The sequence below is a fragment of the Oleiphilus sp. HI0132 genome (assembly GCF_001635845.1).
Genome location: NZ_LWGJ01001264.1, coordinates 1 through 25,302 on the forward strand (window position 1 = coordinate 1; position 25,302 = coordinate 25,302).

The 25,302-nt window shown below is 44.2% G+C and carries 20 protein-coding genes; 15 read left to right on the top strand and 5 right to left on the bottom strand.

Annotated elements, in window-relative coordinates; genetic code table 11:
* From A3766_RS19025 to A3766_RS19040, 5 genes are all read left to right on the top strand, one after another.
* On the top strand, nucleotides 1-871 hold an 871-nt coding region (locus tag A3766_RS19025; RefSeq protein ID WP_231882931.1), incomplete at its 5' end, for an HDOD domain-containing protein.
* On the top strand, nucleotides 868-2,271 hold the full coding sequence (sthA, locus tag A3766_RS19030; protein WP_068511859.1) for a Si-specific NAD(P)(+) transhydrogenase: 1,404 nt from the start codon (nucleotides 868-870) through the stop codon (nucleotides 2,269-2,271). The genes A3766_RS19025 and sthA, both read left to right, overlap by 4 nt.
* A gap of 76 nt (nucleotides 2,272-2,347) precedes the next feature.
* Nucleotides 2,348-2,581, top strand: coding sequence for a hypothetical protein (locus A3766_RS19035; protein ID WP_068511862.1), 234 nt, complete (start codon nucleotides 2,348-2,350; stop codon nucleotides 2,579-2,581).
* A 12-nt stretch (nucleotides 2,582-2,593) separates the two neighbouring features.
* Nucleotides 2,594-2,734, top strand: a complete 141-nt coding sequence (locus A3766_RS29785; protein WP_156490449.1) for a hypothetical protein — start codon at nucleotides 2,594-2,596, stop codon at nucleotides 2,732-2,734.
* Nucleotides 2,735-2,779: 45 nt separating this feature from the next.
* Nucleotides 2,780-5,158 (top strand): ATP-binding protein, encoded by a 2,379-nt coding sequence (locus A3766_RS19040; protein WP_068553622.1) that lies wholly within the window; start codon nucleotides 2,780-2,782, stop codon nucleotides 5,156-5,158.
* A 65-nt stretch (nucleotides 5,159-5,223) separates the two neighbouring features.
* On the opposite strand, the gene A3766_RS19045 is transcribed toward A3766_RS19040, so the two are convergent.
* The gene (locus A3766_RS19045; RefSeq protein WP_068511867.1) at nucleotides 5,224-5,748 is read right to left on the bottom strand and encodes a DUF1566 domain-containing protein; all 525 of its coding nucleotides are present in this window, start codon (nucleotides 5,746-5,748) and stop codon (nucleotides 5,224-5,226) included.
* Entirely contained in the window at nucleotides 5,741-8,473 is a 2,733-nt protein-coding gene (locus A3766_RS19050) for a DUF1566 domain-containing protein (RefSeq protein WP_082865241.1), read from the bottom strand. Before A3766_RS19050 ends, A3766_RS19045 begins: the two co-directional genes overlap by 8 nt.
* A gap of 232 nt (nucleotides 8,474-8,705) precedes the next feature.
* Here A3766_RS19050 and A3766_RS19055 point away from each other — a divergent pair, with 232 nt between their 5' ends.
* The 3 genes from A3766_RS19055 (at nucleotide 8,706) to A3766_RS19065 (ending at nucleotide 12,147) form a co-directional block, all read left to right on the top strand.
* Complete coding sequence (locus A3766_RS19055) at nucleotides 8,706-10,097, top strand: DNA recombination protein RmuC (RefSeq protein ID WP_068553624.1); 1,392 nt, start codon at nucleotides 8,706-8,708, stop codon at nucleotides 10,095-10,097.
* 257 nt (nucleotides 10,098-10,354) lie between these two features.
* Nucleotides 10,355-11,116, top strand: coding sequence for a hypothetical protein (locus tag A3766_RS19060; RefSeq protein WP_156490450.1), 762 nt, complete (start codon nucleotides 10,355-10,357; stop codon nucleotides 11,114-11,116).
* A 209-nt stretch (nucleotides 11,117-11,325) separates the two neighbouring features.
* The gene (locus A3766_RS19065; protein ID WP_068508401.1) at nucleotides 11,326-12,147 is read left to right on the top strand and encodes a hypothetical protein; all 822 of its coding nucleotides are present in this window, start codon (nucleotides 11,326-11,328) and stop codon (nucleotides 12,145-12,147) included.
* A gap of 36 nt (nucleotides 12,148-12,183) precedes the next feature.
* Here the strand turns inward: A3766_RS19065 and A3766_RS19070 are convergent, their stop codons facing one another.
* Nucleotides 12,184-13,116, bottom strand: coding sequence for an FHA domain-containing protein (locus A3766_RS19070; protein WP_068508398.1), 933 nt, complete (start codon nucleotides 13,114-13,116; stop codon nucleotides 12,184-12,186).
* 281 nt (nucleotides 13,117-13,397) lie between these two features.
* Between A3766_RS19070 and A3766_RS19075 the strand changes: the two genes are divergently transcribed.
* From A3766_RS19075 to A3766_RS19090, 4 genes are all read left to right on the top strand, one after another.
* Nucleotides 13,398-14,288 carry a PP2C family serine/threonine-protein phosphatase gene (locus A3766_RS19075; protein ID WP_068508396.1) on the top strand — a complete coding sequence of 297 codons (891 nt, stop codon included), beginning with the start codon at nucleotides 13,398-13,400 and terminating at the stop codon, nucleotides 14,286-14,288.
* Nucleotides 14,289-14,310: 22 nt separating this feature from the next.
* Nucleotides 14,311-16,047 (top strand): serine/threonine-protein kinase, encoded by a 1,737-nt coding sequence (locus A3766_RS19080; protein WP_068553013.1) that lies wholly within the window; start codon nucleotides 14,311-14,313, stop codon nucleotides 16,045-16,047.
* A 373-nt stretch (nucleotides 16,048-16,420) separates the two neighbouring features.
* On the top strand, nucleotides 16,421-18,094 hold the full coding sequence (locus A3766_RS19085) for an AMP-binding protein (protein ID WP_068508392.1): 1,674 nt from the start codon (nucleotides 16,421-16,423) through the stop codon (nucleotides 18,092-18,094).
* A 562-nt stretch (nucleotides 18,095-18,656) separates the two neighbouring features.
* On the top strand, nucleotides 18,657-19,043 hold the full coding sequence (locus tag A3766_RS19090; protein WP_068508390.1) for a PqqD family protein: 387 nt from the start codon (nucleotides 18,657-18,659) through the stop codon (nucleotides 19,041-19,043).
* Between the two features lie 64 nt (nucleotides 19,044-19,107).
* Here A3766_RS19090 and A3766_RS19095 read toward each other — a convergent pair whose 3' ends face one another.
* The gene (locus A3766_RS19095) at nucleotides 19,108-20,760 is read right to left on the bottom strand and encodes an electron transfer flavoprotein-ubiquinone oxidoreductase (protein WP_068508388.1); all 1,653 of its coding nucleotides are present in this window, start codon (nucleotides 20,758-20,760) and stop codon (nucleotides 19,108-19,110) included.
* Between the two features lie 705 nt (nucleotides 20,761-21,465).
* Between A3766_RS19095 and A3766_RS19100 the strand changes: the two genes are divergently transcribed.
* Both A3766_RS19100 and A3766_RS19105 read left to right on the top strand, forming a co-directional pair.
* Complete coding sequence (locus A3766_RS19100) at nucleotides 21,466-22,215, top strand: electron transfer flavoprotein subunit beta/FixA family protein (RefSeq protein WP_068508385.1); 750 nt, start codon at nucleotides 21,466-21,468, stop codon at nucleotides 22,213-22,215.
* Between the two features lies 1 nt (nucleotide 22,216).
* On the top strand, nucleotides 22,217-23,146 hold the full coding sequence (locus A3766_RS19105; protein WP_068508383.1) for an electron transfer flavoprotein subunit alpha/FixB family protein: 930 nt from the start codon (nucleotides 22,217-22,219) through the stop codon (nucleotides 23,144-23,146).
* Nucleotides 23,147-23,206: 60 nt separating this feature from the next.
* Here A3766_RS19105 and A3766_RS19110 read toward each other — a convergent pair whose 3' ends face one another.
* Complete coding sequence (locus tag A3766_RS19110; RefSeq protein ID WP_231872206.1) at nucleotides 23,207-23,965, bottom strand: pseudouridine synthase; 759 nt, start codon at nucleotides 23,963-23,965, stop codon at nucleotides 23,207-23,209.
* Between the two features lie 134 nt (nucleotides 23,966-24,099).
* On the opposite strand from A3766_RS19110, the gene A3766_RS19115 reads away from it, so the two are divergent.
* The gene (locus A3766_RS19115; protein WP_068508381.1) at nucleotides 24,100-25,287 is read left to right on the top strand and encodes an efflux RND transporter periplasmic adaptor subunit; all 1,188 of its coding nucleotides are present in this window, start codon (nucleotides 24,100-24,102) and stop codon (nucleotides 25,285-25,287) included.
* Nucleotides 25,288-25,302 lie beyond the last annotated feature (15 nt).

The following is a 25,302-nucleotide window of genomic DNA, read 5'->3' on the forward strand; positions in this document are numbered from 1 at the left end:
GAGTAGTTGTGTGAGCAGCCCGATTTCAGATTTAAGCCCAAAAGCGCAAGCTATTGCGAAATATATTGATAATCTAAGCGATAACAAAATCGAAGTGCCGATGCTGCCGGATGTGGCAAACCAGGTTTTAGCTTTATCGAATGATCCAGATTCTGATGCCGCACAGTTGGCCAAACTCATACAAAGTGACCAGGCCTTGGCTGGCCATGTGATGCGCATTGCTAATTCAGCCGCATATACACCCAACGCCTCAATGGTTTCTCTGCAACAAGCTGTGGCAAGGCTCGGTCTGTCTCTGATTACAGAAATTGCTTTGGCAGCTTCTCTTAATACGAAAATATTTAAAGCGCCCACATACGAAAACCGTATTAATGAAATATGGGACCATGCTTTATGTACAGCCTTTTGGGGAAAAGAGGTTGCGCGAGTTGCCAAGAAAAATGTCGAAGCCGCCTTTCTATGCGGTTTGCTTCATAGCATTGGCAAACCGGTTATCCTTCAGACCATCTTTGACTACTCGGAATGGCATGACGTATCTATTTCATTAGATGAAGTAGGGGTAATCGAATCTGCTTATCATGTGAAATATGGCGAAGTCGTGGTCAGAAAATGGAAAATGCCCGCAATCGTTCAGGAATCTGTTCATTACTATGCTGACTATCAAAATGCCCAAAGCAATCGTGACCAAGCGATGGTGACTAATGGTGCTGCTAAGTTAGCTCAAGCAATGTTATCGGGTGAAGAAGCTGCGATAGATACAGCTTTGCAAGATACCGTATTTGCAGATCTGAATTTATATGAAGATGAATTGGAGCTTTTGAAGGAAAGACACGACATCGTGAAGAGTGGTCTGGAGGCAATTCGTTCATGAGACAAGTTGATGTAGTGATTATTGGTAGTGGTCCTGCAGGGCAAAAAGCAGCGGTACAGGCAGCCAAAGGTGGTAAGAGTGTCGCTCTTATAGAGCGGGATCAATGGTTGGGTGGTGCATGTGTACACAGAGGAACGATCCCCAGCAAGACGCTTCGTGAGAACGCCTTACGTGTTAAAAAGATGCGAGAGAATGCGGCCTTATGTCAGTTTGAATTAGCTGAAGATACCGAGATGTCGACACTGATCGACCGCTTGAATCGGGTATTGAAAGCGCACGACGGTTTTATGGTAAATCAGATTGAACGCAATAATATCGAACGTATTCACGGCCGGGCCAAGTTTGTATCGCCGAATGTTATCGAGGTAACAAAAGTGCGCGGCGAAGCTGAACAAATTGAAGCCAGTAGCTTTGTTATTGCTTCCGGCTCGATCCCTCGTAAGCCAGATAATATCCCTGTCGATCATGAAAATATTTTTGATTCTGACTCAATCCTAACAATGTTGTATTTGCCAAAGAGCCTCACTGTTCTCGGTGGTGGTGTTATCGCTAGTGAATATGCCTCTATCTTCCAGGCGCTTGGCGTTAAGGTAACAATGATTGACCGGTATCCTTTGCCTTTGGGCTTTATGGATGGTGACTTAACCTCCAAGTTTGTCGACTCATTTCAGGAAATGGGTGGCACATGGTTAGGTGAGAAGAACGTTGAAACTGTTGAGTGGGATGGCTTATCTGAAGTCATCACGCGATGCGATGACGGGACTATTGTTAGATCTGCGAAGCTTCTTTGTGCCGCTGGCCGCGTAGCAAATGTGAAGGACCTGCAGATTGCCAATGCTGGTTTGGAGTTAAATGAGTTTGGCAATATATCGGTTGATGATATGTTGCAAACCCAAGTCCCGCATATTTATGCGGCAGGCGATGTCATTGGCCCGCCATCATTGGCCTCGGCGTCAATGGAGCAGGGACGACGAGCGAGTTGTAATGCTTTAGGAATTGAAGTGGGTCCAATGAGTAAGATGATCCCCTCGGGTATCTATGGAATTCCTGAACTCTCGGCTGTTGGGATGACTGAGCAGCAAGCTAAGAAAGAGCATGGTGACGGTATTGTGATTGGTAAAGCCAATTTTGAAGAGATCTCTCGTGGTCAGATTAATGGAATACGTGATGGTATGCTGAAGATCATATGTGACCCTCAGGGCGAAAAGATTCTCGGTGTTCAGATCGTTGGCGAAGGTGCAACCGAGCTTATTCACATTGGTCAGATGGCAATGCTTTCAAATGCTGATGTCGATATCTTTGTCGAGAGCATATTTAACTTCCCGACACTAGCCGAAGCATACCGAGTTGCAGCCTTAGCAGTGATAGGCAAGCGCTCACAGCACAGTGATAAGTATTAGGACGTGAGCACAATGTTTGAAAGGAAGTTACCCGTCTTCAATTGAGTTGTTTTAGAGCAGGTAAGGAAAGTGTCACATGTACAAGTTTCGAGATCAGCTTCTACTTACTCTATTAGTTGTCGGCTTATTGCCTTCGCTGGTGATATCCTTTCAAACCTACCTTCACAGCAAGGCACAAGTTACTGAGTCTACCGTAGAAATTGCGCAGAAGAGCTTAATGCTCGTTGCTAATGGTCTTCAGTTTGAGTTTGACCATGGTGAGTCATTGGTGCAGGAATACGCTCGTTCTGCAGAGCTTTCTGGCCTTTAGTTCGAAACCTTCATGCCTTATCTAAAGCGTGAATTGACCTTCCTGAAACCTAAGTTTGAGAAGTTCATTATTGGTTTACCCAACGGACATTTCTATAACACTTCTGGTGCGAATCTGCTACAAGGAGGGATTCGAACCTTTGATGATAAATAACCAGACTCGAAGCCTAAAAATATTCGCTCTCGCGACTATTGGCAGGTGAGTATTCACCCTGAAGATCCTGATTCGCCTGAAGCCTATATTTCTAACTCGATGATCTCCTTTACGACGGGGGTTAAGCAGATTGTTATTGCGGCTCCTATTCAGGATAAAGGTAAGATAGTAAGGGGGATGTTGGGGCTGAGTATTCCCTGGGAATATATCCATGATCGGGTTCAAACCTTGGTTAAAGAAAGTTTTTCTGGTGTCCAGGGAAGTGCCAAGGTGATGCTGGTTGCGAATGACGGAACTTACTGGTATCACTGGGACGAAAATAAGATCATTCAACTATTACGTGATGATCAAGGCGACTTTGTCTTAAATGAGCAGGGTGAAAAGGCCGTCAGTAAGTACTCTATCCTAAATGAACATAACCCTAAATTAAACGCTCTTGGTAACGAGATGATCACGGGGAATGCCGGAATGAGGGCGCTTGATCTAGGAGGGGAGGCTCACCAGCCTATTCCTGGTAGTCGATATAGCATCGGTGTCGCGCTTGAAGACCACTTGATGTTAGCGCCTGTTAGAAAAACCTTAGAGAACACTTTCGTTATTTTGTTTTCGGCATTTATTCTAATTATTGCCGCCGGATTTTTCTTGGTAAAGTATTTTTCCCAGCCTGTTGCTCAGCTTCTCGACAAGATCTCCCGTTTGGCTGCTGGTGAGTCAGTCGATAGAAGCATTGTTACTAATACAGAAGAGCTCCAGGTTTTATCGAAAGCAATTTTTTCTCTTTACGATACCGTCGATACGCAGCGGAAGAAAATACGCGATAGCAAAGAGCTATTTTCACTTATTGTGCAGGGCTCGAATGACGGTATTTGGGATTGGGATATATTGGCTAATTCTCTGTATCTATCGCCTCGTTGGAAGGCGATTATTGGCTATCAGGATGATGAGCTTGAAAATGATACGAAGGCCTTTCAGAAACACGTTCACCCTGAAGATCGTCATCAAATAAATACGCTCTTTTCTGACCTTATCAAGGGAAAGGCTGACACCAGTCAGTGCCGTTTCCGAATGCTGAAAAAAGATGGCTCGTTGGTCACAATTTTGTCACGCAGTATGGCTGTTCGCGATGACAAGAAAAGAACCCTGAGAATTATTGGATCGAATACAGATATTTCTGATGTGGTCGCAAGAGAACAAGAGGTGATTGAACTTAATAAAGGCCTCGAGGGTAAGGTTTTACAGAGAACTGAAGATTTGGAAAGTGCGCTTAAAGAAGCTGAACAGGCAAACATGGCGAAGACTACATTCCTTTCCAATATGTCTCATGAAGTACGGACGCCTATGAATGGAATTATTGGCCTGACTTCACTGTGCCTCGAAACTGATTTAGATGACAAGCAGAGAGACTACTTGGAAAAAGTCATGCGATCTTCAGAAATGCTACTGAAGATTCTCAATGAAATTCTCGACTTCAATAGGATCGAATCGAATATGATTGAGTTGGAGGAAGTAGAGCTTGAATTGAGTGAGCTGGCTAGAAATATTGAGTCTCTAATGTTACCTGCTGCTGATCAGCAAGGAATCGCCTTTAAGGTAGTCTTGGATGAGGCTTTACCCGTTTATGTTAGAACGGATGAGCTTCGTTTATCGCAAGTCTTATTGAATCTATGCGGCAACGCAGTCAAGTTTACCGAAGAGGGTGAGGTGACTTTAGCGCTTAGCTGTGATGCTAAATTGGATGAAAGTGAAGGTCGGTGCGGTGTTCGGTTTTCGGTGAGTGATACCGGCATTGGTATTCACGATACGAAAGACTTGTTTATGCCTTTCAAGCAGGAAGATGCCTCTACGACCCGGAAATATGGCGGGACAGGTCTGGGGTTATCTATCAGCAAGAGATTGGTGGATTTGCTGGGAGGAGAGTTAAAGGTCGAAAGCCAAGTGGGCAGTGGCTCTACTTTTGAATTTACCTTGGATCTTCCTGTTGTTAAGGAAGCAAAGCTTGAGGTGAAAACAGTACTCGGCAAAGAGACAGAAAGATTGTTGAGAAAAGTTAAGGCGCCTGCTGATGTATGCGTGCTTTTGGTTGAAGATAATAAAATTAACCAAATGATCGCTGAAGAAATTCTTAAGAAAGCGGGTTATCAGGTTGAGATAGCGGATAATGGTGAAGAAGCTGTTGCCAGTGTTGAGGCGAAAGATATCGACTTGATCTTAATGGATATTCAAATGCCTATTATGGATGGCGAGCAAGCCTGTCAGATTATTCGGGAACAATTACGAAGGCAAGATTTACCCATTATTGCTCTTACAGCAAATGTTCTTCCTGAACAAACCGAACAGTATTTGAATCAAGGTTTTACTTCCTTTGTTGGTAAACCTTTTGATAATGCGGTCTTGCTTGAGACAATATCTAAATACACGGTTTAAGCAAGGCTGTTGGCAGCTGCCCTTAGCTTTGATCGCGTGATCGTTCCTCATTCCATTAGATTAAACTATTGAACGCTTCGAACTAAACGAATTGGCCAAGCCTGCTCTCTGGTGATGGTACCTGTTGCGCCATGTTTGAAGTCCACGAACCATGTGGCCGTATCATTGTTGTAGTCAGGTGACGCACTCCAGAGAAACTTGTTGGCAGTATTGGGGAAAACCGTCGCATTAATACTTGGCTCAACGCATTGGTCTTCTAGCAGAGAGGCTAACTCTGCCTGGTTGGGAAGGCGCCAATCGGCGTAGCCTGCAAAACCTCCTGTCGCGTTTATATTACGAGGGATCTGAAGAGCTCCTGACCAGTTCTGCTCGTTGAGAATGCCGGTATTACACTGAGTGCCACTTAAACCTTCCAAGCATTGTTTCCACATTAGTGCCGTGCTGGTATCGGTAATGGTGCCGTCTCCGTGAATAACAAATTGTGTTGCAGGCGTCGTTTCGGCAATGGTATCGCTACTACATTCCTGTGCCAGGACAGGAAGTGAAAGCAAAGAGTGTGTTAGAAGCCCTAAGCAAATATATTTATTCATAACCACCTCTTACTAGTCGTACCTGGTTTACATTGCGTTTATCGAGGCTATAAGAGTTACCATGAGAAAAATTTACTCCCCAGGCACTGCTTGTACCGAGTGCAAAAGGGCTAGATGTCCAGGTTAAGGCTGCATTGGAAGGGAAGTAATCAGTATCGAGCATGGGTTTAGCATTACCGTAATCAACGATACTGAGCAGCTCTTTGCGATTAGGTAGTCGCCAGTCGGCATAGCCACACCAGCCGGCTTCATTCATACGGTTAACAAAGGCTTCGGTGTTGCAGTAGCTAGCCGGTTCGTCTTCGTTATAGGCAAAACATTGCTCTCCTCTGCTATCTGCAAAACCTTCCGAACCACCGTTTGAGCTTGCGTCAGTATTGTACCAACTGTAACGATCATCGGCGTCATTTAAACCTTCGTCTCCTGGTGTTTCGTTGCCTTCACTTTTTACTTCCCACATTAAGCCTGTGACAGAGTCTTGAACGCAGCTCCATTCAGCATCTGAACTATCCGTTTCAACGCCATCCTCATCGAACTTTAAAAAGCTGAAGCCTGCACGACCATCGCTATCATCGTTATGTGTTAGCTCCCGACCTAAGGAACAATCCTGTTGGTCGATGGCTTCCCCGGAACAGTCTAGGTTATTGCCGCTAGGGTAGCTTGCTCCCCAGGTAATACCGGTTCCATTTACGCGAATATTAGTCGCCGGTATTGGGCCGACCACGACATTAACCAGGTCCGGTTCTGAATCGAGTTGGCCATCGTTAACCACTAATGAAAATACCAATCTTCCATCAGTGTGAGCTTCAAATACCGGGTTAGCATCTGTCTCATCACTTAAGCTTACTTCAGGGCCGCTTATTTGAAGCCAGCTATAACTTAAGGGGTCGTCTTCAGGGTCGAGGCTTCGGCTGCCCTTTAGTGCCACAATAGAGAGACTGCCAACATATCGGTCGACACCGGCGTTGGCGATAGGAGGATTGTTTGCAGGCATCACTGAAATATTCGTGAATGAGATTTCCGAAGATAGTTCACCGTCATTGACAATAAGTGAAAACTGCAATTCTCCACCCTCCGTTGGCGCCACGAAGCTGGGTGAGACCAAGGTGTTATCATTCAGTTCAACGTCTGGCCCTGCAGTTTGTGACCACTCGTAAGTGAGCGTGTCATTTTCGGGGTCGTTGCTTTGGCTTCCATCCAGTGTTACAGAATCTCCGCCTTCAGTGCTTTGAGATAGGCCCGCATTGGCGAAAGGTGCCGAATTGGCATTGCTGACACTGATTACCACTTCGTCAGCCGCAGAATTTGCTTCGCCATCACTGACTACCAATGAGAAAGTCAGGATAAGGGTGCTAGTCGAATCAGTTTCAGGTGCCTGGAATTGTGGTTGTAGTTCTGACACCGAGCTTAGAATGACGCTTGGGCCACCTGTCTGACGCCAGGCGTAACTTAAACTCAGGTGCTCACTATGAGTACTTTCACTGGCATCTAGTGAAACCAATGTATTGCTTCTGACTGTTTGGTCAGCGCCTGCGTGAGCGACCAATGCAGTGCTGATAGCTTGAACAGAAATAATAATGCTATCGCTTACAGAGTTTAACTCGCCGTCATTGACGGTTAGGCTAAGCTCAATTTCGCCACCATTTTCCGGTGCTATGAATGAAGCTTGAGCTTGCTCTGAATCTAGAACTGTAACCACAGGGCCGGAAACCTGTTGCCAGGTATAGCTCAGGCTGCTTCCTTCCGGGTCGGTGCTATTTGCGCCGCTAACGACGACAATGTCATTCCCGTTTGCTTGTTGGTCAGGGCCCGCATCGGCCATAGGGGGTTGATTAGTATTGATTGCAGTGACTGTAATACTCACCTCATCAGTTTCGGAGCTTTCAAGACCATCGTTAACATGCAAGGAAAAGACGTAGTTAGCGTCAATATTGGGTGCAACAAAGCTGGGAAAAGCGATGCTTGTATCATTGAGTGTTATGCTTGGGCCGCTAACTTGAGTCCATAAATAACTTAGCGTGTCGCCATCAGAATCAAGACTTTGAGAACTGTCCAGCGTGACCAAGCTGTTCCCGTTAGCGTTTTGGTCATCACCTGCATGGGCGATAGGCTGTGTATTTGAGGTCTGTGGGTCAGAACCGTTGTCAGGGTCAGAACCGTTGTCAGGGTCAGAACCGTTGTCAGGGTCAGAGTCGCTGTCAGGATCAGAACCGTTGTCAGGGTCAGAGCCGCTGTCAGGATCAGAACCGCTGTCAGGGTCAGAGCCGCTGTCAGGGTCAGAGCCGCTGTCAGGGTCAGAGCCGGTGTCAGGGTCAGAACTGCTATCAGGATTAGAGTGGGTGTTGTTGTCAGCTTGTTCTAGTACAGTTACCGTGACGGTATCAGGGACAGATGAGTTGATCCCGTCGCTAATGTGTAACTGGTAGCGCAGGGTTGTACTTCCGTCAGGGGCAATAAAGCTCGGTGAGTCATCTTCGTCTGAGCTGAGTTCCACGAAGGGACCGTCAACCTGAATCCACTTGTAGTTTATATCGTCTTCGTCTGGGTCATGGCTGGCAGAACCGTCTAAGGTCACTAATTGTTTTTCGGTGACCGTCATGTCTTCACCTGCATTGGCTACAGGTTGATGATTTTGGGGCGAAGATTTGCCAGACGAGCCTCCATTACAGGCACTGAGTAATAGAACTAGCGGCACTATCCAGCATCGTTGTAGAAAAATTTTCATGGCAGCTATACTAAAGTGTCAAAGGTATATTCAAAGCGCTGTCTAAGGTTTTAGCGCGATTACCAGCTAGGGAAGCATTAAATGGGCCAAAATTTATGGTGTCTTCTATAATCTATTGAATAGCAATGATTATTGGTCTCTCAGACTCTGATAGTATGGTTTTTGGGATACCGTACAGACTTCTTTTTGCCGACGTAGCGGCAAATGTTTTCACTTATCTAAGGCTAACTAAATGGAACAGCACTTACTGGCGAACCTAGAGTTATTTATCGCTTGTTTATCCTTTATTGTTATAGGTGGTCTGGCTTATTTTCGAAAGCTATACCTTGGAAAGCTAAGTGATGAACAGAGCAGATACTCAGCTCTAGAAAGTGATAAGGCTCTTTTGCTGGAACGTTTAGAGGCTCAAGGTGAACAGTGTTTAAACTTACATGACGAGCTTCAGTCGTCCAGGCTTCAGGTGGTTGACTTGAATCGAAATAATGCCCGTCTAGAGGCGGTTATTGAAGAGCGTGATCGCGCAATGATTCAACAGAGAGAGCAATTTGAGTCTCAGAAAAAATCACTTCAGTCAGAGTTTGAGAATTTGGCGAACCGCATCTTTGACGAAAAGGGAAAACGCATTACCAAGGATAACCAGTTGTCTATCGAAGGCGTGCTAAAACCTTTTAGAGAACAAATTACCGAGTTCCGTCATCGGGTAGACGGTATCCAGAAGGAAAATCATGAATCGGCTGGTAGTCTAAAGAAGGAGTTGGAGATTCTGCGAAACCTTAATGCGCAGATGTCTCAGGATGCCCAGAACCTGACGACTGCACTCAAAGGCGATAAGAAAACCTTGGGTAATTGGGGCGAGGTGCAACTAGAAAGAAGTTTACAGGTCGCCGGATTAGTAAAAGATCAGCATTATCGGACGCAGGTTCACCTTAAAGATGACAAAGGGCGAGCGTATTTTTTAGATTTTTTAATAGACCTGCCAGACAATCAGCATTTGATTATCGATAGTAAGGCCTCATTGGTGGCGTATGAATCTGCTATTTCGGCTGAAACAGAAGCTCAACGCGAATTAGCGATGAATAATTATATTCAAGCATTGAGAGTGCATGTTAAAGAGCTATCAGAGAAAAACTACAGTCGTCTTAAAGGAATTAACTGCCCAAGTTTTGTCTTGATGTTCTTGCCATTGGAGGCCGCATATATAGAAGGGCTTAAGCATAGTCCTGAGCTTTATGAAGAAGCTTATCGCGAAAATATTATTCTAGTTTCCCATACAACGCTTTTACCGATACTAAAAACCGTTTCAAATATCTGGCGTCTTCAGAACAGCCAAAATGATGCATTGGCCTTAAGTGAAAAAGCGGGTGAGATATACAACCATGTGTGTGTTGTGGCAGAGAGGCTGCAGAAACTGGGTGGCAGCTTGCTTAGCTCGAATAATCACTATAATAACGTACTTATATCGCTTGTCGGACAACAAGGCCTTCATGGGAAAGTGGAACGATTTCAAGAAATGTCAATTGAAGCGAATAAGCGTATGCCTCAATTGGAACCTTTAAATAAGGATGTCGAACTAGAGCGCCTGGATCGTGTTCTGTTAGATGGTTTGCCTGAAGGTAGCAAATAAAAACCTGAAATAGATGAAGTTTGTTTAATAAGTAATCTGCTTTAGATCAATTTTTTTACATGTAAGTGAAAAAAGTTCGGTTTTCACCCATGACCTATTGTCTAGTTTTTGATAAAGTGCATTTGGATATATTTTAGTCATCGGTAGTAACTATTAGCTATATAAAAATAAGACTTGTACTCGTGAGCTTGATGATCTAACGCTAGCAACTTGATTGTCGGGCTTTCTAGACCTTATAGAAAGGGAAGATGATGTTCATGAATTCACTTATCCACTTGTTTGAGGCGACTACCCTCATTTTAGTGGGGGTTTTGATTGTTCAGGTTTATCGCTGTTATCTGAATTCTACTCGCATGGAACGAGCTCAGAGCGAACTGTCTCAGGTCGAGACTTCTGCGCGCAGAATGAGTGTGCGAATCAATATATCCTCTTCAAGTCAGGGGGCTTCCCCGAAACCTCAGTTATTGGTCGCTGAGCAGGACATGAGCTCTGCAGGCACTGAGATTGTAGATCATTGTTCAGCAAGCGCCTCAGATAAGAATGATGACGATGCTCCCTTAAGCTCCCAAGAAGCAAATTCTAACGGTCAGATCTTGAATGATTATATTGGTGAGTTCTTTTCAGAGCCTGCCCAGGTTGATATTCAGGCGTATAAGCGTCCAATTGAGCAAGAAGTGTCGTCAGCTAAAGAGACGCTTGAACCTGAAGATCTGCCTACCGTTCAATCACTTGCATCGTCGAAAGGGCTTGACCAGCTAGTGCCCGAGAGTGAGAGTGATGAGGTGATTGTTGTTGAATCACAGACCAAAATCACGCCAGTCATTCTTGATGAGGGCGTAGCGGAACCAGATAACTTACCTGTGTTAACTGAAATGGCCTCTATTGAGGAGCTTGTAGAAGACGATAGTATTATTACGGTTGGGCCTGAAAGTGACAGTTCGGACCCTAGTGATAAGGTTATGTCTGATAAAGTTGTACACGCTATGTTGGACGAGGCACGCCTCGTATGCGCTTCGTAGTTTAGCTTACTTCCTAGTCTCTGCATCTTTTCTGCTTTAGTCAGCTTTTGCAAAAGCTTGAGAGTGTTTTTGCTCTTGTACTCGTCCCCTGAACCGTTTTTCATTGCGTTAAAAACAAAGATTTGCTTGGTGGTAGACACTAAGGATCTCGATCTTTGCTATGCTATCTATGCGTGACAATAAACTTGTATGCTTTGACAGGGTCATCAATGAGAAACTTATGTTTGTTTTTATTTTTATGCTTGCAGGTAGGGATTGTAAATAGCTCAGGTTTGCCGCCAGAGCATGAGGTCGAGCGTCTTTTGTTGGCCTTAAAGGAGTCGGTGGAAAATGGGAACTGGGAGCATGCGACGAGTCAGCTAGTACTTATGCGTAAGTTAGACGTGCCGCAACCGCTTGAGTCTCATTATTTCGAGGGTTTGGTTAAAATCCGCAAACAAGAGTTTCACAGTGCGCGTCAGGTGCTTGAACGCTATGTTATTAGTTCAGGTAGTCAGGGGCAGTTCTATGAGCAAGCTTTGCGCTTGATAACAGAAGCTGAAGAGGCAGAGAAAAGCCTTGAGGGCTCAGGACAAAAAAACAAAACGTCTATAGAAATGGTGGAATTGCCCCAAAGAGACGGCTATATAAAATCACTGCAAGCCTTATATTTAACACAGGATCCGGTTGAAGCGCTAAGCATGCAGATAAATAGTCTCTTGAATGCGCATCCCTATACAGGCTCTAGGATCAAAAAAAACGGAGTAAAAGAAGGTTTGGTGTATCACCTTGGTGTGGTGAAAGGTGGAGTGACCCTTCAGGAAAAGAGCTATCAAGATGGTGCCCCGATGCTAAGTGCAACAAGCTTACAGGTTGCCGGGTTAGATCCTTTTATTGGCGCCGGTTGCTCAAGTCTAGAATATGCTTGTTGGTTGCTTCATCCTTCGGATAAGCACCAACGCTGGATCAAAATAGATTACGATGAAATGGTTGTGGATGAGCTTCGGGATGCAATGACGAAGTTGCTACAATCTTTACAGCAAGATTTATAGCAACTTTCAAGGCCCTCTATAGATGACGAGCTCTTATCACTGAAAGTAAATAAATGCAGTGATAGCGGCAATAGCAATGATCGAAGCAATGATGATTCCTGTCATTGAGCTGCTCTTGTTTTTATTCGTGGGTTTACTATCTCCCGATATCCATTCTTGTTTGCCGTTCGAAGCCAATCGTTTCTTTGCGGCTTTGGGTTTCGGTTTTGCTGTCTGTTTTGGTGCCGGTTTCTTAACTGGCTTCTTTTCGGGTTGTTCTATCTTTGTCGACAAGCGCGAGCTGGATGTCTTTTCAGTGCTTGGCGGGGTGCTGTCAGACGCACTGCGAATAATCGTTTTGTTGGGGTCGTGAGCCGGTCCGTTTACTTCGAAGGTTAATACGTCCAGCTTGATTTTGTCGCCATTTTTAACAGCTGATTGTTTTACTTGTCTACCATTTAAAAAGGTGCCGTTGGAGGAGTCGAGATCTTCCATGTATAGCTGGCCACTTTTAACTTCTAATGCTACGTGCTTTCTGGAAAGGTGTTCCAGAGGTAGCGTTATGTCGCAGCTTGGGTCTCGACCAATAACGACGCGTTTATTGATGACAAAACGGCTTTGGTCTAGCCAGCTTGCGCTAGAGTAGATAGACCAACCCGCAGAGTAGTTTGTCGTGGAACCTGCATTGCTCTGTTCATTCACAGACTTTGGGTCGATTAGTTCCAGTTCAATAGAGCCAATGGTGATGACGTCTCCAGCTTTGAGGCTTGTATTCGTCGCGACAGGCTTATCATTGAGTAACACGTTTGAGCTCGACGAGACATTATTTAGGCTCAGTTTTTCTTGTGTGTTGGTAATTTGGATATGATGGTCGAGAATATCTTTCTCGTTTATCATTAGGCTGTTGTCCGCAGCTTTACCGATCGTAAAATTCTGATCAACTAACCATACGGACTCTCTTCGGCGATCCCTGAACTGAAGCTTAAGCATAGAACTCTTGTACTCGTTTATTGACTGGTGATAAGTATTAAATTTTCCACGTTATGTTGAGTATAGTCTTAAGTTCCAGCTCTTCGAATTTTCCCCTTAAGATTTATGTAACTGATTGAAAAAATAATATACGAAATAGAAATTTAGTATTTTCAGGTGCTTAGTCTTTGTGAGCTGGCTATACTGAAGCTAAGGAAAACAAAAAATATATGCCATAAGCTTCGGATAACTACGGAGGCTGTGTGGTATCCATAAAGTAATAAGGTGTGTACTGACCCATCATGTTGAAATCAACCTCCGTATGCCATCAGGGCTTGGTTCGTGAAAGAAATGAAGATAGCGTTGTAGCCAATGAAACTCTGGGCCTGTGGGTGGTTGCTGATGGCGTCGGCGGAAATGCGCATGGTGATGTCGCGAGTCAATTAGTCGTTCAAACAATTGAACGACGGATTCGTCAGGGAAAGTCGCTGCGAGAGTCTGTTGAAGATGCAAATTCTGCACTGATATCTGCGGCACGAAGTCAGCAAGAATTGGAGGGAATGGCTAGCACTGTTGTGGTTAGTCTGTTTCATGGGCATCAATTTGAGCTAGCCTGGGTTGGGGATAGTCGTGCCTATTTGATAGATAGTGAGGGTCTGTCTCAATTATCCACAGACCACAATCTTGCTAATGAGTTACTTCAACAGGGTATTATTTCTGAAGGTGAATCTCGGACTCATGCTGGGCAGCATGAGCTGACTCAAGCGATGGGACAGATGAATCTGGAAAAAATTCCCAAGGTTTTAGGCGAATTGCACGAAGGTGATATCCTGCTTTTATGTACAGACGGTTTGTCTGGTCCATTGGAAGAAAGTACGATCTTTCAAACAGTTTGTGATAGCCCTTCTTTGGATGAGGCTGGAGAGACACTATTAGATTTGGTGTTGGAGGCAGGCGCACCAGATAACGTGAGCTTTTCTTTAATTCAGTTTCAGGAAGATGTCCGTCAAATTCGGGCGTCGGATTTTAACTCTAAATCTAAAAACAAAACTGCAAGCATCGTCCCGCCTAAGCTTGAAGGTACTTACCGCCACGCGTTTGATAAAAGAGCTTATTTGCGTCATCTCAAAGGTAGGTCGATGATGTTGGCTTTGGTCTTGTTCGCAATAGTGTTTTTGATTTTCTTTATCTAGTTTCTAAGGACGGAAGAACAATATGAAAGAGGGTCGTTACGCGTACCAAGACAAAATTGGTGAAGGAGGCATGGCCACGGTATATCGTGGTATGCAGTTGTCGCTGAATCGTCCAGTTGCGATTAAAGTTCTGTCGGCAACGCTTTCAGATAATCCCTCAGTCATAAAGCGTTTTAAGCGAGAAAGCTTAATTATCGCCCGTTTGAACCACCCCAACATAATACATGTTATCGATCGTGGAACGACAAGCAAGGGGCGCCCTGTATTCGTGATGGAATTCGTTGAGGGCATAAACTTAGCGGACGCGATTACTGAGCGGAAGTTTGATTTTAACCAAAAAGTCGATATCGCTATTCAAATGTGTAAAGGAATCGCCTATGCGCATAAATTTGATGTTATTCATCGAGATATCAAACCGGCAAATGTCATCATCGATAGAGAGGGCTTTGCGCGTCTTTTAGATTTCGGTATCGCTTCTTTTTTTGAAGCCGATAAAGATATGAACCCTGATGAAACGCGCTTAATCATGGGAACAGAAGCCTATATGGCTCCTGAGCAGCACAAAGGCATCGCCTTTACCTCTACTTTGAGTGACGTTTATTCGCTGGGAGTGGTGATGTATGAATTATTCACCAGTACCTTGCCACTACCCAATGCGCCTCCAATGGCTCAGATTGATGCCAATATAACTCCAGCCCTTGAAAACCTTATTCATCAGTGTCTTGCTGTTGACCCTGCTGAACGTCCTCAGTCTGTAGAGCAGGTCCGGACTCAGTTGCTTTTGGCGATGAAAGGTCAGCATATTGCTGAGGAACAAGTGAATCGGGCAGGAGAAGGCTTAGCCTCTATTCAGCAAAAATTTGGCTTACTTGATGTTATGCAGGAAGACAAATTTGGCGCGGTTTATTTGTATGAAGATAAGTCCTCTCACAAGCTTCTGGTAATTAAGAAGCGTACCTCTACTTTTACGGGGTATCGTGAGGCAAAAATGCTTCACAGTTTGAAGCATCCGAATCTGGTTAATATTCTAGGAACATCCAAGAACGATAGTGTATTCATTGTTGTTATGGAATATGTCTCGGGTGGCAGTCTGCAGGACCGCTTGATTGAACCTATGGGAATGCAGATGTTTTTGAATACGGCGGTTCAAATTTGTAGAGGTTTGGCGTTTGCGCATCAAAATAGGGTTTGCCATGGCAATTTGCGTCCTAGCAATGTTTTGTTGACTTCAGATTTCCAGGTTAAATTGACAGACTTTGGTTTGGATGAGCATTATCGTGTCAAAGAGCGAGATGGTAACTGGTATGGAGATGCTGATGATCGAAAGGACGAGTTATCTGATATTTTTTCGCTTGGCGCAATTTTTTATCATGCATTAACGGGGGTTCCTCCAGCATTTAAGGATGGCAACCTGGTTAAGACCCAGATATTCATTAAATTACCCGTTGATATTCAGCAAATAGTTGGTCGCATGCTGTCACGTCGCCGAGAACAGAGACCGCAAAGCGTTGAGTCTGTCTTGTCCGAGCTTTTGCCGCTTCAGGAGGAGGAAAAGACGAAAGTCATTGAATCTCCTCGAGAAGATGCCCCGGAAATTGTTCAAAAAGAGACAGTAATAAAGTATCAGCGAGTGAATTGGTTAACGATACTGCTTGCGGTTGTGATGGTGGTATCTATTGTTTTGAATGTCTTGTTACTAGGGGATAGTGGCAGTGACGTGCGTGACGCAATTAAAAGCTTCTTGGACTTATATATATAAATAAGTTCTTTTATGGGCTCCTGGGTCGCCCTCTTCGGATGAGGGTATCATGTGGCCATGCTTGCACTGCTTGCAGAATAGCACGCTTTGACTATTATTGATTGAATGGGAGCGTGACTCCGAGTCGTTTTCTGTTACTTCGGCTTTCATGAGACCTCAAAAAACAATCAGATCATTCCGTATGTGTTTACTGAGTAGTTGTGAGTATTGGCTATCTGCATAAAGGAGCCATAAATTACTAAGTTTTTCGGGTGTTTTACAGTTTTTTATTTTAATTTTTGTTCACACCTTTTATTATGATCAGCTTCGGGTATAAATCTAAGTTGAAAGACGGAATTTCTAAACTAAATACAATAGGGCTACAGACATCACCATGACCTCTTTGAAGAAAGTAAAGCTGCCTCTTGAGCAGGTATATCGCTGGGAAAAAGCAAAAGCGGATGATATTTATCTAACTCAGCCAATGGGTAACGGCGTGGTTCAGGAATATACCTGGAACCGAGCAGTTGGCGAGGCCAGAAGGATGGCTAGCTATATTAAATCTTTAGATTTACCACCAAAAAGTCGAATCGGTATTCTTTCGAAGAACTGTGCGCATTGGATCATGAGTGATCTGGCGATCTGGATGGCGGGTCATATATGTGTACCTCTTTACCCTACGCTAAATGCTGAAACGGTTAAGTATATCCTTGAGCACAGTGAAACGCAGTTGTTATTTGTTGGTAAACTGGACGACTGGGAAATGATGAAACCTGGTGTGCCAGATGATTTACCTTGTGTTTCTTATCCTCTAAGTCCAAAAACAGATTACCCAAGCTGGGATAACCTGGTTGCTGAGCATGCTCCGATACAAGAAGATACTGTTCGGGATGCTGACGAGTTAGCGACGATTGTTTATACATCGGGTTCAACCGGCAAGCCAAAAGGCGTTATGTTGTCATTTGAGGCCTTAGGTATTGCAGCAAGCGGTGTTGCACAAGCTTTGGATATAAAGCCTACTGATAGAATGTTATCTTACTTGCCACTGGCGCACGTGTTTGAACGTTTTGCGGTTGAGCAGTCCTCTATCCATATAGGTGCTCAGTTATTTTTTGCTGATGCTTTGGATACCTTCCTGGACGACTTGCGTCGTGCTAAACCAACGGTCTTTATTTCTGTTCCACGCCTGTGGTCCAAGTTCCAACTAGGTATCTTTAAGAAGATGCCTCCTAAGAAACTAAATCGTTTGCTTAAGATTCCAATTGTGTCTGGTTTGGTCAAGAAGAAAGTATTGACTGCTCTGGGCTTGGAATACTGCCGTTTTGCTGGAAGTGGTTCGGCGCCGTTATCAGGTGATATCATTAATTGGTATCGTAACCTGGGTCTGGAATTGCTAGAAGGTTACGGTATGTCTGAGAATTTTGCATATTCTCATATCTCATTGCCAGGCCGCTCAAAGGTTGGTTATGTAGGTGAGCCGATGCCGGGTGTTGAACAGCGTATTTCAGAAATTGGTGAGATCGAGGTCAAGAGCCCTGCTACGATGATGGGCTACTATAAAGACGAAGAAAAGACCAAAGAAACCTTTACCGAGGATGGCTTCTTGCTGACTGGTGATAAGGGTGAAATTGATAGCATGGGTCGCTTGCGTATTACTGGTCGTATTAAGGAAATCTTTAAGACCAGTAAAGGTAAGTATGTTGCTCCAGCGCCAATTGAAAACAAGATTGTTGGTCATGATTCTTTAGAGATGGTCTGTGTTGCTGGTGCTGAACAGCCTCAGCCTTATGCTTTGTTGATGCTTTCGGATGAAACTTTTGCTAAGCAGGGTGATGAGTCTTTCCGTAAGCAGGTTGAGCCGGAATTGGAAGCCTTAATGAAAGAGGTTAATGCTTCGGTTGACCCGCATGAGGCGCTGCAATTTATGGTTGTTGTGAATCAGCAGTGGACGATTGAAAATGAGTTCCTGACGCCGACAATGAAAATTAAGCGTAATGTAATCGAAGATGTTTACGCACCTTCTCAAGACGGATGGTATGGCAGTAAGCAGAAGATTATTTGGCAATAAGCCAAACTTAATGTGATATTCAAAAGCCCGCTTATGCGGGTTTTTTATTTTTGCCTTGTTGAGCTCAGTTGTTTGGACCTCAACTGAATTTAGAACTTAAAGCTACTTTGGATACCCAGGGATCAGTCTGAGCTGGATTCGCTCAAACCAAATCCGGAGAGCAAGCTGTAACTGCGCTTTCGATTAGGTACCCAAGTTGTGCTCAATCCGAGCTTTCTGATCGGCTCTCTTGTTATAGAAGATGCTTGCTTGAAGTAATAGCTGGCGCCCAACATGAAGCCTTTGTCCATAAGTCTCTGTATAGAGGCTCTGCCATACCATCGATTATTATATTTCTTGGACGGTGAGTCGCCGGTAATCTGATTATGAAAGGGATGAAAAAGACCATTATGAGTTTGAAGAGTTTGAAGAGTTTGAAGAGTTTGAAGAGTTTGAAGAGTTTGAGGAACCAGTGTTCGAAGACTGAGGTTCTGAGGTGGTAGGTGAAGGTTCAAATTGGGTATATATGTTAAGTGGATATTAGGTTTAAATATACGTCAAAGATTACTTGGAATATGAACTTATGGATAATAGTCAGTTTTTTTATCGTATTGCACCTTTCTCATCTAAAGAGGGGCGAGTTGCTCTGGTAGATATTTTAAACATAGACAACACAACGCCTTTGGATGACTGGCTAGGTTTGGTTGTTTCGTTAGCGGATGGCTTTCATACCCTTCAGCAGTTGATTGATCACTTGTCTGCTCAGTACTCGACGCCTCCCGATAACCTGGAGAAAACTATTTACTCAGTAGTTGAACGTTTGGTTGAAAGTAAAGTGATAGAATTGAGTCAGCGTGTGACGACCTTACCTTATTACTTGAGTGGCCCCGTTGATGAGTTGGATATGGAGCGAGCAAGAAGAGAACTTGCGCTTCAAGATGGTCAGCCAGATGGTGGGTCGCTGCATTAGTTAGCGCTTTCCCATAAGGAAATAAAAAAGGCAGCCTAGGCTGCCTTTTTCTTTGAATATGAATCTACATATTCGGATAGTTTGGACCGCCGCCGCCTTCTGGTGTGACCCAGGTAATGTTTTGTGCAGGGTCTTTGATATCACAGGTCTTACAGTGAACACAGTTTTGAGAGTTGATTTGGAAGCGCTTATCGCCGTTATCTTCTTCTACAATCTCATATACACCTGCTGGGCAATAACGCTGTGCAGGCTCATCAAACTTAGTCAGGTTGTGGCCAAGAGGGATAGAGTCATCCTTAAGCTTTAAGTGGCACATTTGATCTTCTTCGTGGTTTGTATTCGATAGGAATACAGAAGTAAGACGGTCAAAGGTGATGTTGTTATCCGGCTTAGGGTAGTCGATCTTTTTGCATTCTGCTGCTGGCTTAAGTGCAGCATGGTCGTAAGTTTTATCGCTGAAGCTGAAAGGCAGTTTACCACCAAAGATGTTTTGGTCGATAAATGTATAAGCCGCACCAAGGTAAGTGCCAAACTTATGCATAACGCCAACGAAGTTACGCGTGTTGTACAGTTCGTCGTGTAGCCAGCTGTTCTTGAACTTCGCTTCAAAGTTGGTCGCTTCTTCGCCTTCTGCACCGCCAGCAAGCTTCTCTGCAACAGCTTCTGCAGCCAGCATGCCACTCTTCATTGCTGTGTGAGAACCTTTGATTTTCAGCGGGTTCATTGTTCCTGCGTCACAGCCAATTAACATGCCGCCAGGGAATGACATCTTGGGAAGTGCATTGATGCCGCCTTTAATCAGTGCTCGAGCGCCATAACTAACACGCTTGCCGCCTTCTAAGGCATCTTTTAGTACAGGGTTAAGCTTACAACGTTGCATCTCTTCAAAAGGTGATACGTGTGGGTTGCTATAGCTAAGGTCAGTAATTAAACCGAGTACTACTTGGTTGTTTTCAATGTGGTAAAGGAACCAGCCGCCTGTGGATGAAGACTCGCTTAGTGGCCAACCCAGGCCGTGCATAACAGTACCTTCACGGTGTTTAGCTGGGTCGATATCCCAAAGTTCCTTGATGCCGATACCGTAATGCTGAGGATCTTTTCCTTCATCTAGGTTGAACTTAGAGATGATTTCTTTGCCAAGATGTCCACGACAACCTTCAGCAAACATTGTGTATTTAGCGTGTAACTCCATGCCTGGCATGTAAGAGTCTTTTTGTTGGCCGTCTTCGCTGATGCCCATGTCGCCAGTAGCAACACCTTTTACACGACCATCTTCATGGTATAAAACTTCTGCTGCAGCAAAGCCTGGGTATACTTCTACGCCAAGTCCTTCAGCTTGCTCGCCTAACCAGCGGCAAACGTTGCCAAGGCTAACAATATAGTTGCCATCGTTGTGTGTAGGTTTAGGGATAAAAGCGTTTGGAAGTTTTACCGACTTTTCCTGATTGGTCAGGAAGTAAAATTCATCACCTGTTACAGCGGTATTTAATGGTGCGCCCATTTCTTTCCAATTAGGGAACAGCTCATTTAACGCTGTTGGTTCTAGAACTGCGCCAGACAGGATGTGGGCGCCAACCTCAGATCCTTTTTCTACAACGCATACGCTGATTTCATTACCAGTCTCTTCAGCGATTTGTCTTAGACGACAGGCTGCTGATAATCCAGCGGGGCCACCGCCGACAATGAGTACGTCAAACTCCATCGATTCACGTTCCACAATAGGTCTCCTCGTGCATATACGTTATATAGCGTCCTGATGTTAAGCCTGTTTAGCTGGACCAGAGCGCAGTTTTTAGTTTCCGCTTTTTTACGGCGCGCGAATTATACAGTTATTCGCTGAAATTCGCACCCCCAGTCTTTCTGACTATGCTAATTCACAATATGGCAGTGACGGAAGTAGTGATGAATACCTCTCTTTTAGCATGTTGACTAGATATATAGCCACTTTAGCTTCCTGTGCTGCAAAGAGAGTTTCAAACAAACGTTTGAATTTTACCTGTTTATTCAATGTATGTAAAAGGTAGTTGTTATCCTGGTATTCGCAATTGATTTAGAGCATAAAAATATAGAAAAAGAGTGTTGAAATAGGTGCGATTTAATGTGCAACTATTGACCTAAAAGCGATTTATCGGCAGAATCATGCGCTTCGCGAAAGCTGTATTTTATTTAATCTTGGAAGGCTAGTGAGTATTTGCTGGTTTTTTCGAGGGTTAAATGCTGATAAAACACCGCTTAAGAGCCCGAATGGACTAAAGTAGTGTAAATTATATTTTTGCTTCGCGCCTGTATCTGGGTCTATCTAGGTCGTTGTTCAGGGTTTACCGGTCATTGTTAATTTTTATTAGTTAGCGAATGCTTGGGTAAGTAAAACTTTGAAGAATGATAAGACCTCTAAATTCAATTGTTAATTAACGAGGAATCTATGAAGGTTCTGGTCGCTGTTAAACGAGTTATTGACTATAACGTCAAAGTTCGAGTTAAGCCTGATAATTCAGGTGTAGATCTTACTAATATCAAAATGGCAATGAACCCATTCTGTGAAATCGCTGTTGAAGAAGCGGTTCGCTTGAAAGAGAAGGGTGTTGCAAGTGAAATCGTAGTGGTTTCTATTGGTCCTAAAGTTGCTCAAGAGCAAATTCGTACAGCCCTGGCGCTAGGTGCGGATCGCGGTATTCTGATTGAAACTGACGAAGAAGTTCAGTCTCTACAAGCTGCAAAATTATTTAAGTCTGTTGTTGAAAAAGAAGAGCCACAGCTAGTAATTCTTGGTAAGCAGTCTATCGACTCTGATAACAACCAAACTGGTCAGATGCTTGCTGCATTGACTGGTATGCCTCAAGGTACGTTTGCTTCTGAAGTTGTTGTTGATGGCGACAAAGTAAATGTTACTCGTGAAGTTGATGGTGGTCTGATGACAGTTGGTTTGAACTTGCCAGCAGTTGTAACAACTGACTTGCGTTTGAACGAGCCACGTTATGCTTCTCTTCCAAATATCATGAAAGCGAAGAAAAAGCCGCTTGAAATGACAACTCCAGCTGACCTGGGTGTTGATGTTGCTGCTAGCTTGAAGATTACCAAGGTTGAAGAGCCAGCTACGCGTTCAGCAGGTATTAAAGTTGCCGATGTTGCTGAATTGGTTGACAAACTTAAGACTGAAGCGAAGGTGATCTAACATGAGTATACTAGTAATTGCAGATCATGATAACGGTAGCATCAAGCCAGTTACCCTAAACGTTTTGAGTGCAGCAAAAGCGATCGGTGGTGACATCGACGTGCTAGTTGCAGGCGAAGGTTGTGGTGCGGCGGCTGAAGCAGCTGCTAAAGCTGAAGGTGTTGCTAAAGTATTGGTTGCAGATAATGCAGCCTACGGTCACTCTCTAGCTGAGAACTTATCTCTACTAGTTGCTGATCTTGGTAAAGGTTATTCTCACATCGTTACTTCTGCGGGCACTACGGGTAAGGACTTCCTTCCACGTGTAGCTGCTTTGTTGGATGTGGCGCAAATCTCTGACATCATCAAAGTTGAATCAGCTGATACTTTCGTTCGTCCTATCTATGCAGGTAATGCGATCGCTACTGTTCAGTCTTCTGACGGCATCAAAGTAATCACTGTTCGTGGTACTGCGTTTGATCCTGTTGCTGCTGAAGGTGGTTCTGCTGCTGTTGAAGCTATTGATAACGTTCAGGATGCTGGCATCTCTACCTTCGTTGGTGAAGAAATGGCTAAGTCTGATCGTCCAGAGTTGACTGCTGCTGACATCGTGATTTCTGGTGGCCGTGGTATGCAAAATGGCGACAACTTCAAGATTCTTGAGTCTGTTGCTGACAAGCTAGGCGCTGCTGTAGGTGCATCACGTGCCGCTGTTGATGCTGGCTTCGTACCTAACGATATGCAGGTTGGTCAAACAGGTAAGATTGTTGCACCTAACCTTTACATCGCTGTTGGTATCTCGGGTGCTATCCAGCACTTGGCAGGTATGTCAGGCAGTAAAGTAATCGTTGCAATCAACAAAGACGAAGATGCTCCTATCTTCCAGGTTGCTGATTACGGTTTGGTTGCTGATTTGTTTGAAGCTGTTCCAGAATTGGACGCTGCACTTTAAGCAAAGCTAAGTTCTAAAAACCGATACATGAAAGTGTATCGGTTTTTTTGTGCCTGACTATTAATCAGGCTTTGCTTCGTAAGGTGTCAAGTTCGTAAGTGCCTTTGTAAAGCTCTCTTCTAGCGGACATTCTAATGTCACGTTTTGCCCCGTCACTGGGTGATTGAACGTAAGTTTGGTCGCTGCCAATAATAAACGATGACTATCAAAATTTTCTTTGAATAGACGGTTGTGCTCACCTTTCCCATATTTTACATCACCGATAATTGGGTGGCTGATGTGTTTTAGGTGGCGCCGAATTTGATGCTTTCTGCCGGTTGTGGGCTTCAGTTGGATGTGGCTGTATCGTGAACTGGGGAAGCGCCCATCTGAGAATGGCAGCTCAAAACTGCACATTCGTTCATAATGTGTGACAGCTTCTTTAGGGTCTTTTTTTTGAAGTTGTTTTTGCATGTGTTTGAAAACTGCGATTTCTTTTAGAGGGTGATTGATCTCTCCATTGGTGGGAGTATACCCGCGAACGATTGCTTGATATGTCTTATTGACCAAGCGGTTTTCAAAATCTGAGCTAAGCTGAGAGGCGATCTCGGAATGCAGAGCAAATAGGAGTAGCCCTGATGTCGGTTTATCCAAACGGTGTACCGGATAGACCCACTGATCAATCTGGTTTCGCAATATTTTCATAGCATAGCTAGTTTCATGCTTGTCGATGGGACTTTTGTGTACCAGTAAACCTGCAGGTTTTTGTATAGCAATTAGGAACTTATCTTGGAAGATAATGGATAATTGCTCAGTAGCTTGTGTATCGGGCATTTGCATAACGATTGTTCTATAAAAAGAAATCAGTTTTCTGAAAGGCCATATTCTAGCACTGTACTGGATTCGTTGGGTGAAGTTGGTAGTATCTCCGTTTCTATAACAAATACATTAATACACAAGTAATGGAAGAACGAATGAGTACGTTTAATTTAAGGTTTGGTATCAGCAGGTTATTTGTCGTTATAGTCACTTGCTTAACAGTTGTTGCTTGTAGTGAAAATGGTAAAGATCAAGAAAACCCTGAAGCAGCAATGGCCGCAATGCCGCCACCTCCTGTGACCGTTGCAGAGGTAATACAGGGCGAGGTTAGTGACTGGAAGGAGTATACAGGTCGTCTAGAAGCTTCAGACAGTATTGTCGTCATGCCGCGCACTTCTGGTTACATACTATCGGTAGGCTTTGAAGATGGAGCTTATGTCAAGAAGGGTGACTTGCTATTTCAGGTAGATTATCGAACGGTGCGTGCAGAAGTTCAGCGCCTGGAAGCGGAAGTTAAACGCAATGTAGCGGAAATAGAATTATCTAAACGTGATTTAAAACGAGCAGAAAGTTTACGTAAGAAAAGCGCGATTTCTCAAGAGCAGCTCGATAACAGTCGCACCCGCTTAACTCAAGCTATTGCCGCAGTAGAAAGTGCGAAGGCAGACTTGAAACGAACTAAAGTCCTCGATGCAATCACCACCGTAAAAGCTGAGTTTGATGGCCAGGTTTCTAATGCCCGTGTGAAAAAAGGGAGCTCGGTCATTGCAGGTAGCACAGTGCTGACTACCTTGGTTTCTACTGATAAAACACATGCATATTTTGATGTTGACGAAAAAACCTTTGCTCGTTTGCGTAGCTTAGGAGAAGGCAAGCGTTTGGATGAAATGAATATTCCTGTATTTATGGGGTTGGCGGGTGAAACTACATATCCGCATCAGGGAGTGATCGATTTTGTTGATAATCAGGTTGATATCAGTACGGGTACAATACGACTGCGTGCAGTATTTAGCAATGAAGATGGTAAGTTCACGCCAGGGATGTTTGCGCGGATTAATATGCAGATAGGTGCGAGCTATCCAGGAATTCTTGTTGATGAGAAAGCTGTCGTGACAGACCTTAGTCATAAATATGTATTGGTTTTAGGAGAAAACAACATCTTGGAATATCGCCCTGTTCAGTTGGGTCCTAAATTCAAGGGTTTGAGGGCGATTAAGAGTGGCCTGGAAGCTGGTGAAAAGATTGTTATCAAGGGGCAGGGCTTGCCAAATGTTTTCCCTGGAATGCCGGTATCACCTAGTGATGCAGATATGGCGCCAGCCACTAACAATAGCCAAGGCTAGGAGCGGCAAGCCAAA